This is a genomic window from Arsenicicoccus sp. UBA7492, from assembly GCF_002479615.1.
Classification (GTDB): domain Bacteria; phylum Actinomycetota; class Actinomycetes; order Actinomycetales; family Dermatophilaceae; genus Arsenicicoccus; species Arsenicicoccus bolidensis.
This window is the reverse complement of sequence record NZ_DLOE01000021.1, coordinates 31,347-43,502: the sequence shown is the minus strand read 5'-3', so window position 1 is coordinate 43,502 and position 12,156 is coordinate 31,347. Positions and strand designations below refer to the sequence as shown.

The window sequence follows — 12,156 nt, the reverse complement described above, 5'->3', positions numbered from 1 at the left end:
GCTGCCGGTCGGCTGGGTCCGGCCGACTCGCCGGCGCGTGCACAACTGCTGCACTATGGTCGGTCTCCCACGTGAGTTCCGTTGTGCCGCAACAGGTGGATCTCGACCGCTCTCCCTATGTGCAGCACGTGTGCCCGCCGCTGGGGCGGGTGGCACCTCGACGGCGGCGTGCGCCTGTCACGGCTGCCATCGCACGGAGGTTGGACGGGCGCAGCTAGTCGACGCGGAGGAGCTCGTCGCCGTCGAGCTGGGTGACGTCGATCGCCGCGACCCGGTCGTCCACGTCGTGCAGGGCCACGGCCGCGGCATACGATCCTGGCACCCTCAGGTCCGCGAGATGCACCGTGGGGGAGGGAGACTCGGGCCAGGCCAGCAGGGCCGGCTCCTCCGTCGGTGGGGTCACGCGCACGCTCGTCGGGTCGATCGTCATGCCGTGGCCGGTCGCCTTGAGGGCGGCCTCTTTGCGGACCCACCAGGTCGCCCGCGCCCAGTCGGCGTCGCGCTCGGACAGCTCCGCCAGCTCCTCGACCTCGGCAGGGTGCAGGGACACCTCGGCGAATCCCTCGAAGCCGCAGGCGGACTCGACCTCCACGTCCACGCCGACCGGGGCGGTGGGGGAGAGGGCCACCACGACGAGGTCGCCGGCGTGGCCGAGGCTGACGTGCTGGTCCAGGTCCGGGGCGAGCACCTTGCCGTGCTCGGTGGATCCGCAGGTGGGGCAACGGCGCTCGAGCACGACCTCGAGGGCGTCGACGCCGCAGCGGGAGGCCAGGGCGAGGCGCAGGAGGGCGTGCGAGGTGACGAGCCGAGCGCGGTCCGCCGGCCGGTGCAGCCCGTCCAGGCGGCGCAGCTCGTCGTCGTCGAGCAGCCCGCGCAGCGCGGGTATGTCGACCACGTGGGCCAGGTGGACCTCGACGTCCCCGGTGATCATGGGGTCATCGTCGCACCGCAGGTCACGGGGTGCAGGCAGCGGCGCGACCGGCCACTAGACTGGATGGCCGGCCCCCATAGCTCAACGGATAGAGCATCGGCCTTCTAATCCGACGGTTGCAGGTTCGAGTCCTGCTGGGGGCGCTTCAGGACAGGTCCGGCGGACCGAACACGTGATAGCCGTCGGCGCCGGGCTCGTAGGAGTAGCCCGACGAGAAGACCTGGCGGGTGAGCAGGCTCATGTCCAGCGACACGGCGCCGGCCAGCCCGTCGACCCGGTTGAGGGTCGCCAGGGCCGCGAGCCACCCGCGGGACTCGGCCTGGTCGAAGACGAACTCCTCCAGCGTGGCGACGTGGCCGCGGTACCGCGCCTCGAAGTCGTGCTCGGACATGCCCTGCTGGAAGGTCATCTCGGCGTAGGCAGCGTAGGCCTCGCCGTGCCGGTCGATGCCCTGCGCGACGGCGTTCATGGTCCACAGCTCCGGTTGCGCCATCGGATAGACGTGGTAGAAACCCATCCGGCCGTGGACCTGCCACTGGGTGTCGGCGGGGTCGCCGGGCAGCGAGCCGAGCGCCTGCTCGACCTGGCGCTCGGGGCGGGTCATGTCGATCCACTCGCCGACGCTGCACCCGGACCGGGCGACGTAGAGCATGGGGCGAGGTTGACGCTCGGCCTCCCGCCCGACCCAGCCGACCCGGATCGCCGACGCGCAGAAGCCCCGCAGGGCCTCGGTCCAGCTGGCGTGGCCGCAGGGGCGCAGGGTGGGGAGCTGGTCGAGGACGGCGTGCGGGTCGAGGATGTCGTAGATCACGAACTCGCCGAGCGGAGACTCTGCCTCCGGCTCCAGGTGCTCACCGATCACGTGGCACAGGGCGGCACCGGGACGACCGTGGACGGCCAGGTCCGACTCGAGGGCGGCGTCGGTCCACGCGGCCGTGCGGCGGTGCTCGCGCATCCAGCTGAGCTCGGCGACGTCCTCGGGGAGCGGCTGGGGGCGGTGTCGGTAGCTGTCGCTGAGGGGGGTGCCCGACATCCTCGCCTCCGTCTCTGTGATCTCGTGCTGCTCTGGCGCTGGTCTCGCGCCTCCGGCAGGGCGCCGGTCGCCCCTGCTGTCTGGTCCGTCAACGACCGTAGGGGCCCCCGGTCGTCGCGGTCCCCGCACCTGCGGAAAGGAGAGGCATTTGTCCGACGATGACCGCCCGGTCGGCGCGCACGGATCACGCAGGGTGACCGACGGTGGCGGCTCCACGGGCGGCCCGGCACCCTGTTCACCGGGCCGATGCCGCGATGTCACCCGGTGGCGGTCTTGACGGTCTGTCGGAGGCCGAGGCTAGCGTTCATCTCGCCGGCCCCCACCCCAGGGGCCGGACCACCTGCACGCTCCCGACGACGAGAGCGTGCCGTCCACTGGGAGTGACATGTCTCGAGTGCGCACCACGCGTGCCGCCGCCGCCCTCGCGGGGCTGGTGCTGGCCGCGTCCGCCACCACCGCCGCCGCGGCGCCCGCCGACCAGGGCGGAGCCGACGCCAAGGGCAAGAAGCCCGGCAAGGACAAGCTGGTCGACCTGCAGATCCTCGGCTTCAACGACTTCCACGGCAACCTCGAGGGCCCGACGGGCTCCAGCGGCCGGGTCGTCGTGGACCACCGCCTCGACCCCACCACCGGCAAGCCGGTCGACGTCACGGTCGACGCCGGCGGGTCGGCATACCTCGCCACCCACCTCAAGACCCTGCGCGAGGGCCAGACCCGCACGATCACCGCCGCGATGGGCGACCAGGTCGGCGCCTCCCCGCTGCTGTCCGCCGCGTTCCACGACGAGCCGACCATCGAGGCCATGAACCTCATGGGCGTCGGCGTGGGGACCATCGGCAACCACGAGTTCGACGAGGGCTACCGCGAGATGCTGCGCCTGATCAAGGGCGGCTGCCTCGACGACGGCGACGGCAAGGACAACCAGAACTCCTGCGCCGCCGGCGATTTCGAGGGCGCGGACTACCCGATGGTCGCGGCCAACGTGTTCTACAAGGGCACCAACCGCACCGTCCTGCCGGCCTACACGATCAAGGAGGTCGGCGGCGTCAAGGTCGGCTTCGTCGGCGCCGTGCTCAAGGACACCCCCAACATCGTCACCCAGGCCGGCGTGGCCGGTCTCGAGTTCCGCGACGAGGTGTCGACGATGAACGCCGCGGCCCGCGACCTGCAGCGCAAGGGCGTCAAGGCGATCGTCGCGATGGTGCACCAGGGCGGCTCGCTCAAGCAGCAGCAGTGGAAGGCCCCCGACGGCAAGACCTACCCCGTCAACCCGGCCTACGACGCCGTCTGCGGCAAGGGCGGCGAGCTCGACCCCAACAGCGACATCCTGCCGATCGCCCGCACCCTCTCGCCCAAGATCGACCTCGTCATGACCGGGCACACGCACCAGTCCTACGTGTGCGACGTGCCCGACCCGGACGGCCGGCCGCGCTACGTGACCTCGGCGCTGTCCTTCGGCCGGCTCGTGACCGACGCCCGGATGAAGTACGACACGAAGTCCCGTGACATCGTGCGCAGCTCGGTCCGGGTCGACAACCGCATCGTCACCCGCACCGTCACGCCGGACCCCGCGGTCAGCTCCCTGATCGCGAAGTACAAGGAGCTGGTCAAGCCCATCGCGAGCAAGGTGCTCGGCCGCATCACCACGGACGTCACCAGGACGCAGAACCCCGCCGGCGAGTCGGCGCTCGGGGACCTCATCGCCGACGCCCAGCTCGCCGACCCGTCGGTGGTCAGCAACGGCGTCAAGCCGGTCGTCGCCTTCATGAACCCCGGCGGCATCCGCACCGACCTCACCTACAAGGCGTCGGGCGCCGAGGGCGACGGCGTGGTGACCTACGAGGAGGCCTTCCAGGTCCAGCCGTTCAACAACTACCTGGTCTCGATGGACATGACGGGCGCGCAGATCTACACCCTGCTCGGCCAGCAGTTCACGGGCACCAACGCGTCCTTCCCCAAGGTGCTGCAGGTCAGCAAGGGCTTCCGCTACGAGCGGACCGCGGCGGGGGCGATCAGCAATGTCACCATCGGCGGCCAGCCGGTCGCCAACGACGCGAGCAAGACCTACCGCGTCGTGACCAACAACTTCCTGTCGGACGGTGGCGACGGCTTCCCGGTCTTCAAGGAGGCGACGGGCAAGCTCATCGGCGGCCTGGACATCGACGGCTTCGCGGCCTACCTCGCCGCGAGCTCGCCCTACACCCCGGGCCCGCTGGACCGCATCGTCCTGCGCTGACGAGGCACGGGCAGGTCGTTCTCGTCGTCCCTGCCGTATGACGAGGCGCCCCGCTCCCGGGCTCACCGGGGGGGCGGGGCGCCTCGCTGCTCGGTGGGCGCAGCGGCCTGCCTCAGCGGCGCGGCGCCAGCGCCCGGCCGAAGACGAGCAGGATGAACAGCAGGACCGTCGCGACGTGGATCACGGTGCACCACAGGCAGATCGCCCCGATCCCGAACAGCTCGGCCCATACGAGGTAGAAGACCATCAGGACACCGACCCCCAGCAGGACGAGGCGCGGCAGGTCGAGGTCGGCACGGCGCCACGCGGCCGGCAGGCAGAGCAGCGTCACGACGACGAAGTAGGCGAGACCGACGAGCGCCACGGGCAGGCCGAGGAAGGTCGCGTACTGGCTCTCGGTGACCTTGGCGCAGTTGAGCACCTCGCCCTCGGGGCAGGCGAGCGTCGCGCTCGCGGTGAAGTGCTCGTAGGTCAGGTAGGCCGACGCGAGCAGACCCACCAGCGACAGCAGGAGCGCTCCCGAGCGCAGCCAGCCGGGCAGACCGGACGTCACTGGTGGTCCTGGATCTTGGCGGCACCCGCCTTGACAGGGGCGGAGGAGCAGACGTCGGCGGGCTTGTTGCCGGTCTGCTCGCAGATGGCGGCCGTGATGACGTTGGCGCCGGAGAGGATCTGCTTGGTCGTCTCGTCCTGCGGGTCCTTGAGCGCGGTCGCGATCTGCTGGGTGGTCTTGCCCTCGAGGACGCGGACGTCGAAGATGCCGCCGGACTGGAAGGTCTTGCCCCCGATCGACAGGAACGGGATGGAGCCACCGTCGCCCTGCACGTAGGGCGGGAAGTCGTACTTCTTGAAGGTCACGTCGTCCTCGCCCTCGAGGGTGTCGAGCTTGACGTACTGACCGTTGCGCTGCTCGGAGGTTGTGGTCTCGTAGCCGTTGAACGCCAGGGTGTCGCTCGTGTACGCAGCGCCGTGGTTCTGCTGGCTGAAGGACACGGTCGACAGCGGGTCGAGGCCGGACTCCTGGATGGACTTGCTCTCCGTGAGGGAGGTCCACTGGCCGAAACGCCCGAGGGCCACCGCCGTGGACCAGCGCAGCCCGGCGCAGTACGGGCAGTACTCCGCACCGACGTACAGCACCTGCGGCTTGCCCTCGCGGGTGGCGGCGGGCGCGTCCTTGACCCGCTTCGGACCGTTCGTGATCTGGTCGCTCACGCCCGCGGCGGCGAAGGCCGTCGCGGGGACGTCGTTGATCGAGGAGAGCGCGGCGGCGTCGAGCTTGACCGCACCCGCGGCGGCGGGGGAGGGCTTGTCCTTGTTGAGCACGGCCACGGCCACGATGGCGCCGATGATGGCGAGGACCACGAGGGAGGTGACGGCGGCGATGAGGAGCCGCCGCTTGCGCTCGGCCGCCTCCTGCTGGGCGCGGATCTCGGCGGCACGCTGACGGGCGGCCTGCTTGGCGTTGTTCGCGCGGTTCTTCTTGGCGGACAAGGGGGCTCCTGCACGGGTGGGGTGTGGACGCCGGGCGGGTCACGGTCCGTCACGCGCGTCGGCCTTCCGGGGGAGTGTATCGAGCCCACCAGGGGAAACCCCGGAGGGACTCGTCAGGGCGAAGATCCGACGAAACGGGGAGGTTCCTGTCAGAATGTGCGCAACGCCCAGGGCCCGAACGTGCGTGCCGTGGTGACGATCCGTGATCGCAACCCGTGGGGGACTCGTGGAGATGGTGGACAGCCCGGCGCCTGGTGGCAACGACCGGCTGCCGGATGCCGTGGCACACCTCAAGACCGTCGTCGACCGGGCGCAGTTCCCGATCGAGCTGGCCTCCACCGCCGAGGCTCGCGCCGCCCGCACCAGCCTGGTGACCCAGCTCGACGACTACGTCATACCGAGGCTGGCGGCGCTGGACGCGCCTCTCCTGGTCGTCGTCGGCGGGTCCACCGGCTCGGGCAAGTCCACCCTGGTCAACTCCGTCGTTCGCGAGACGGTGTCGCGCAGCGGCGTGCTGCGGCCCACGACCCGGGCCCCCGTCCTCGTGCACCACGAGGCGGACCGCGAGTGGTTCACCACCAAGGTCCTGCCGCGCTTCGGCCGGCTCACCGGCCGCAGCGACAGCCAGGGCACCGCGGACGACGACATGAGCTCGGTGCGCCTGGTGACCTCGGACTCCCTCCCCGCCGGGCTGGCCCTGCTCGACGCCCCCGACATCGACTCCGTGGTCGCCGCCAACCGCGAGCTGTCGCGGCAGCTGCTCAACGCCGCCGACCTGTGGCTCTTCGTGACCACGGCGGCCCGGTATGCCGACGCCGTGCCCTGGGACCTCCTGCGCGAGGCCGGGGACCGCGGCACCTCGGTCGCGATCGTCCTGGACCGCGTGCCCGACGAGGCCGTCGTGGAGGTCCGCGAGGACCTTGCGCGGATGCTGGCCGAGCAGCGGCTGGAGGGCGCCCCCATCTTCACGGTCCGCGAGACGGTCCTCGAGGAGGGCGGCCTGCTGCCCGAGCGCGAGGTGGGTCCGCTGCGGCGCTGGCTGGCCACCCTCGCGGAGGACGCCGTGGCCCGCCAGACGGTCGTCCGGCGCACGCTGTCGGGCGCCCTCGACTCGCTCTCGGGCCGCGTCACGGGGCTCGTCGAGGCGAGCGACGACCAGCAGATGGCCGCCTCGGGGCTGCGACTCGCGGCCGACCGGGCCTACGACGACGCCCTGGAGGGGGTCGAGCTCGGGGTCAGCGACGGCACCCTCCTGCGGGGCGAGGTGCTCGCCCGCTGGCAGGAGTTCGTGGGCACCGGCGAGTTCCTGCGCACCATCGAGTCTGGCATCGGCCGGATCCGCGACCGGATCACCGCCGCGGTCAAGGGCCAGCCCCAGCCCGCCGACCAGCTCGGCGAGGTGCTGCAGTCCGGTGTCGCCTCCCTCATCCAGGCCCAGGCCGACCGGGCCGCCTCCGACGTCCGTCGCCAGTGGCGCAACGCGCCCGGCGGCGAGGTCCTGCTGGCGCACCGCACGGGGCTCGGCATGTCCTCCGTCGACCTGCCCGACCGCGTCGACCGCCTGGTCCGCGACTGGCAGTCCGACCTGCTCGCGATGATCCGCGAGGAGGGCCAGGACAAGCGCACGACCGCGCGCGTCCTCGCCTACGGCGTCAACGCGCTGTCCGTGGTGCTGATGCTCGTGGTCTTCACCCACACCAGCGGGCTCACGGGCGCCGAGGGCGGGATCGCCGCGGGCTCCGCCGTCCTCGGGCAGCGCATCCTGGAGGCGATCTTCGGCGACCAGGCCGTGCGCGACCTGGCCCGCAAGGCTCGCCGGGACCTGATGGACCGGGTCCAGGCGCTGTACGCCGACGAGGAGCGCCGCTATCTCGAGGCGGTCGACGACGTCGCGGTGGACACCAACCAGTCGAGCGACCTGGCCCAGGCCGCCGTGAGCGTGAGGGCGGCCCGATGACCAGCATCCTGCGACGTCGCACGACCGAGGAGACCGCGCTCCCCGCTACCGAGCGCGCGCGGATCCTCGCCGAGGCGCTGCAGACCGGCGGCGCCGAGCTCAGCGAGCAGGCGGTGGCGCCGGCCCGCCGGATCGTCAACCAGACCCGCGAGCGCACCGCCCTCGTGGGGTCGCACACGGTCGTGGCGCTCGCGGGCGCCACCGGCTCGGGGAAGTCGTCGACCTTCAACGCCCTGGTCGGCGAGGACGTCTCGCGGGTCGGCGCCCGCCGGCCCACGACCTCGACGGCCAGCGCCGCGGTGTGGGGCGACGACCCCGCGACGCCGCTGCTCGACTGGCTCGGCGTCGGAGCCCGCCACCGCGTCGCCACCGACCCCGTCCACGGGCGCGCGGCCGACCTCGACGGGCTCGTGCTGCTCGACCTGCCGGACTTCGACTCGCGCACCCAGTCGCACCGGGCCGAGGCCGACCGCGTCCTGCAGCTGGTCGACGTCTTCGTGTGGGTCACGGACCCCCAGAAGTATGCCGACGCCCGCCTGCACGACGACTACATCCAGGTGCTCTCGGAGCACGACGCGGTCACCGTGGTCGTGCTCAACCACGCCGACCGGCTGTCGCCCGAGGGGGTGGAGCAGTGCACCGCCGACCTGGGCCGCATCCTCGCGGACGACGGGATCCCGTCGGCCGAGGTGATCCCCACGTCGGCCCGCACCGGGATGGGCCTGGACGTCCTGCAGCAGCGGCTCGCGGAGGCGGTCTCGTCACGCACGGCCGCCGAGCGCCGGCTCACGGGTGACCTGCGCGCCTCCGCGGAGGAGCTGCGCGACGAGGTGGGGTCCACCGACCCGCAGCTCCCGGACGGGCCCTCCGACGAGCTGGTCGCCGCCCTCGGACGCGCGGCCGGCGTGCCCGTCGTCCTCGAGGCGGTCGAGCGGGACTACCGTCGCGAGGCCGCGCAGACGACAGGATGGCCGTTCACGCGCTGGGGTCACGCGCTGCGGCCCGACCCGCTCAAGCGGCTTCGCCTCAAGGAGGACAACGACCTGGGCATCCAGGCCACCGACGTGCGCCGCACCATCGGCCGGTCCTCGCTGCCGCCGCCAACCCCGGCCGCCCGCGCCTCGGTGGACCTGGCCACCCGCCACCTGGCCGACGTGGCCTCCGAGGGCCTGCCGACCCGCTGGGCCGACGCCGTGCACCGGGCCGCCGCCCCCGAGGACAACGACCTGGTCGACTCCCTCGACCAGACGGTGCTCGAGGTGCCGCTGCGGGCTCGACGGCCGCTGTGGTGGAGCGTGTTCAACGGGCTGCAGTGGTTGTTCGCGCTCGTCGCGGTCGCGGGCCTGGTCTGGCTGCTGGTCCTGATGGGCCTCGGCTGGGCCCAGCTGCCGGTGCCCGAGCCCCCCACTGTCGGGATCCTGCCCTACCCGCTGCTCATGCTGGTCGGTGGCCTCCTGCTCGGGCTCCTGCTCGCGGCGCTCGGCCGGGCCATCGCCAGGGCCGGCGCCCGGCGCCGCCGCGACGGCATCGGCCGGCGCTTCGACGCGGCGATCCACGACGTCGCGCAGGAGCGCCTGGTCAGCGAGGTGCACGCGGTGCTCGCTCGGCACGGCCGCACCCGCGAGCTGCTCGACCAGGCGATCAAGGGCTAGCCGAGTACCGCCAGCTCAGCCAGCCCTGCCCGCCAGCTCAGCCAGCCCTGCCCGCCAGCTCAGCGTGCTCGCCAGCCCAGGCATCGCCAGGGCTCCGGCCCGGAGCGGCGCCGTCGTCCACAGGGGACGGCGGCGTCGCGGCATTCCGCGTCGTCGTCCACAGGCTGCCGGCAGGCCCTGGCACCCGCGCCCTGCCCGTCCGACCCTGGGTCCACGACGTCCTTCCGACGAGGAGGACCCGACCAGGAGGACACCTCATGCACGAGACCATGATCACCGTGACCGGCAATCTCTGCGCCGACCCGGAGCTGCGGTTCACCCAGGGCGGCGACGCGTTCGCCGCCTTCCGGATCGCCTGCACCGAGCGCAAGCGCAACCGCGAGGGCGGCTGGGGCGACGGTCACACCAACTTCGTCCGGGTCACGGCCTTCCGGTCGCTGGGCCAGAACTGCGCGGCGACGCTCAAGCAGGGCACGCGCGTCATCGTGCGCGGCCGCCTGCGCGTCACGGACTGGGAGCAGGGCGAGCGCCGCGGGACCAACGTCGAGATCGACGCCCACTCCGTGGGCCCGGACCTCACCTTCGCCTTCGCCGACGTGACCAAGGGGGTCCACAGCTCCGGCACCGACCGCATGGCCGACCCCGAGGTCGCGGCGGCCAACGACCGCGGCGCCCTGCCCGACGGTGCGGAGCCGTCCGGGCTGCCCGAGGCGGACGGCTACGGCGGGCACGCCGGCAGCGGGCTCGAGGGCGGGCTGCCCGACGGCACCGACGCGGTGTCGGGCGTCGGTGCCGACGCCCACGCCCACGTCGAGGGCGTCGACGACACGGAGGACTACGACGTCGATGCCGACGGCGTCGTCACCGAGCGCGAGCCGTCGTTCGCCTGAGGTGTCAGGGACGCGCAGGTCGCGCGGTGCCCGGCCCTGACCGGAGCACCGCGCGACCAGCGTCGACGGATTCGTTGAGCCTGGCCGGCGACCGATAGCCTGAGGGGCATGGCGGAGTTCATCTACACCATGTCCAAGGCCCGCAAGGCCGTCGGTGACAAGGTCATCCTCGACGACGTGACGATGTCGTTCTTCCCCGGAGCCAAGATCGGGGTCGTCGGCCCCAACGGTGCCGGCAAGTCGACGATCCTCAAGATCATGGCGGGGCTGGACCAGCCCTCCAACGGCGAGGCCCGGCTCTCCCCGGGATACAGCGTGGGGATCCTGCTGCAGGAGCCGCCCCTGACGGAGGACAAGACCGTCCTCGGCAACGTCGAGGAGGGTGTCGGCGAGATCAAGGCCAAGGTCGACCGCTTCAACGCGATCTCCGCCGAGATGGCCGACGAGGGCGCCGACTTCGACGCCCTCATGGAGGAGATGGGCAAGCTCCAGGAGGACATCGACCACGCCGACGCGTGGGACCTGGACTCCCAGCTCGAGCAGGCCATGGACGCCCTGCGCTGCCCGCCCGGCGACGCCGACGTCACCGTCCTGTCCGGTGGTGAGCGCCGCCGCGTCGCCCTGTGCAAGCTGCTGCTGTCCAAGCCCGACCTGCTGCTCCTCGACGAGCCCACCAACCACCTCGACGCCGAGTCGGTGCTGTGGCTGGAGCAGCACCTCGCGTCCTACCCCGGCGCCGTCCTGGCCGTCACGCACGACCGGTACTTCCTGGACAACGTCGCGGAGTGGATCTGCGAGGTCGACCGCGGCCGCCTCTACGGCTACGAGGGCAACTACTCCAAGTACCTCGAGTCCAAGGCCGCGCGCCTCGAGGTGCAGGGCAAGAAGGACCAGAAGCTCCAGAAGCGACTCCGCAGCGAGCTCGAGTGGGTCCGCTCCAACGCCAAGGGCCGTCAGGCCAAGTCCAAGGCCCGCCTGCAGCGCTACGAGGAGATGGCCGCGGAGGCCGACCGCACGCGCAAGCTGGACTTCGAGGAGATCACGATCCCGCCGGGCCCGCGCCTCGGCAGCACCGTGATCGAGGTCAACGACCTCAAGAAGGGCTTCGGCGACCGGGTCCTCATCGACGGCCTGTCCTTCTCGCTGCCCCGCAACGGCATCGTCGGTGTCATCGGGCCGAACGGCGTCGGCAAGACGACGCTGTTCAAGACCATCGTCGGCCTGGAGGAGGCCGACTCCGGCAGCGTCCGCGTCGGTGACACCGTCGACATCTCCTACGTCGACCAGAGCCGCGCCGGGATCGACCCCGACAAGAACCTCTGGGAGGTCGTGTCTGACGGCCTCGACTACATCCAGGTCGGCAAGGTCGAGATCCCGTCGCGCGCCTACGTCTCGCAGTTCGGGTTCAAGGGCCCGGACCAGCAGAAGAAGGCCGGGATCCTCTCCGGTGGCGAGCGCAACCGCCTCAACCTCGCGCTCACCCTCAAGCAGGGCGGCAACCTGCTGCTGCTCGACGAGCCGACCAACGACCTCGACATCGAGACCCTCGGCTCCCTCGAGAACGCCCTGCTGGAGTTCCCCGGCTGCGCCGTGGTCATCAGCCACGACCGGTGGTTCCTCGACCGCGTCGCGACGCACATCCTGGCCTACGAGGGCACCGAGGAGGACCCCTCGGCGTGGTACTGGTTCGAGGGCAACTTCGAGGCCTACGAGAAGAACAAGATCGAGCGCCTTGGCGAGGACGCCGCCCGTCCGCACCGCGTCACCTACCGCAAGCTGACGCGCGACTGACCTCCGCGGTCGCGCGAGAGCCGCACCCCGAGCCCGCTTCCGGGCGTCCGGGGTGCGGCTCTCGGCATACGAGATGGTCCGCGCCGTGGGCGATGAAGGCTCGCGGGGCGGGGTAGGGGGAGGAGGACGCCGCACGTCCGCGACGCCGACCGTCCTACTCCCAGGAGGTTCGTGC

General features: G+C 71.8%; 9 protein-coding genes and 1 tRNA gene. 6 read left to right on the top strand and 4 right to left on the bottom strand.

Annotation, left to right across the window (positions count from 1 at the left end; genetic code table 11):
- Window positions 1-214 precede the first annotated feature (214 nt).
- Complete coding sequence (locus tag B4E97_RS05200; RefSeq protein ID WP_019287750.1) at window positions 215-931, bottom strand: 4'-phosphopantetheinyl transferase family protein; 717 nt, start codon at window positions 929-931, stop codon at window positions 215-217.
- A 70-nt stretch (window positions 932-1,001) separates the two neighbouring features.
- On the opposite strand from B4E97_RS05200, the gene B4E97_RS05195 reads away from it, so the two are divergent.
- Window positions 1,002-1,074 (top strand) — tRNA-Arg (locus B4E97_RS05195).
- Between the two features lie 2 nt (window positions 1,075-1,076).
- Here the strand turns inward: B4E97_RS05195 and B4E97_RS05190 are convergent.
- A complete protein-coding gene (locus tag B4E97_RS05190) occupies window positions 1,077-1,964 on the bottom strand; it encodes an antirestriction protein ArdA (protein ID WP_019287751.1) in 888 nt (295 codons plus the stop codon).
- 385 nt (window positions 1,965-2,349) lie between these two features.
- On the opposite strand from B4E97_RS05190, the gene B4E97_RS05185 reads away from it, so the two are divergent.
- Complete coding sequence (locus B4E97_RS05185) at window positions 2,350-4,200, top strand: bifunctional metallophosphatase/5'-nucleotidase (protein ID WP_286958950.1); 1,851 nt, start codon at window positions 2,350-2,352, stop codon at window positions 4,198-4,200.
- A gap of 112 nt (window positions 4,201-4,312) precedes the next feature.
- Here B4E97_RS05185 and B4E97_RS05180 read toward each other — a convergent pair whose 3' ends face one another.
- Both B4E97_RS05180 and B4E97_RS05175 read right to left on the bottom strand, forming a co-directional pair.
- On the bottom strand, window positions 4,313-4,753 hold the full coding sequence (locus tag B4E97_RS05180; protein ID WP_029211639.1) for a vitamin K epoxide reductase family protein: 441 nt from the start codon (window positions 4,751-4,753) through the stop codon (window positions 4,313-4,315).
- Window positions 4,750-5,691 carry a DUF929 family protein gene (locus B4E97_RS05175; RefSeq protein ID WP_286958949.1) on the bottom strand — a complete coding sequence of 314 codons (942 nt, stop codon included), beginning with the start codon at window positions 5,689-5,691 and terminating at the stop codon, window positions 4,750-4,752. Before B4E97_RS05175 ends, B4E97_RS05180 begins: the two co-directional genes overlap by 4 nt.
- A gap of 202 nt (window positions 5,692-5,893) precedes the next feature.
- On the opposite strand from B4E97_RS05175, the gene B4E97_RS05170 reads away from it, so the two are divergent.
- From B4E97_RS05170 to ettA, 4 genes are all read left to right on the top strand, one after another.
- Window positions 5,894-7,648: a dynamin family protein gene (locus B4E97_RS05170; RefSeq protein ID WP_286958948.1), complete on the top strand. Its 1,755-nt coding sequence runs from the start codon at window positions 5,894-5,896 to the stop codon at window positions 7,646-7,648.
- Complete coding sequence (locus tag B4E97_RS05165; RefSeq protein ID WP_286956254.1) at window positions 7,645-9,300, top strand: GTPase; 1,656 nt, start codon at window positions 7,645-7,647, stop codon at window positions 9,298-9,300. Before B4E97_RS05170 ends, B4E97_RS05165 begins: the two co-directional genes overlap by 4 nt.
- Window positions 9,301-9,557: 257 nt before the next feature.
- Entirely contained in the window at window positions 9,558-10,190 is a 633-nt protein-coding gene (ssb, locus tag B4E97_RS05160; RefSeq protein ID WP_286956258.1) for a single-stranded DNA-binding protein, read from the top strand.
- Window positions 10,191-10,298: 108 nt separating this feature from the next.
- A complete protein-coding gene (ettA, locus tag B4E97_RS05155; protein WP_286956259.1) occupies window positions 10,299-11,981 on the top strand; it encodes an energy-dependent translational throttle protein EttA in 1,683 nt (560 codons plus the stop codon).
- Window positions 11,982-12,156 lie beyond the last annotated feature (175 nt).

Bases quoted from the DNA above. Each gene is read 5' to 3' on its own strand.
- B4E97_RS05200 (WP_019287750.1), bottom strand. From the start codon at position 931: ATGATCACCGGGGACGTCGAGGTCCACCTGGCCCACGTGGTCGACATA.
- B4E97_RS05190 (WP_019287751.1), bottom strand. From the start codon at position 1,964: ATGTCGGGCACCCCCCTCAGCGACAGCTACCGACACCGCCCCCAGCCG.
- B4E97_RS05185 (WP_286958950.1), top strand. From the start codon at position 2,350: ATGTCTCGAGTGCGCACCACGCGTGCCGCCGCCGCCCTCGCGGGGCTG.
- B4E97_RS05165 (WP_286956254.1), top strand. From the start codon at position 7,645: ATGACCAGCATCCTGCGACGTCGCACGACCGAGGAGACCGCGCTCCCC.
- ssb (WP_286956258.1), top strand. From the start codon at position 9,558: ATGCACGAGACCATGATCACCGTGACCGGCAATCTCTGCGCCGACCCG.
- ettA (WP_286956259.1), top strand. From the start codon at position 10,299: ATGGCGGAGTTCATCTACACCATGTCCAAGGCCCGCAAGGCCGTCGGT.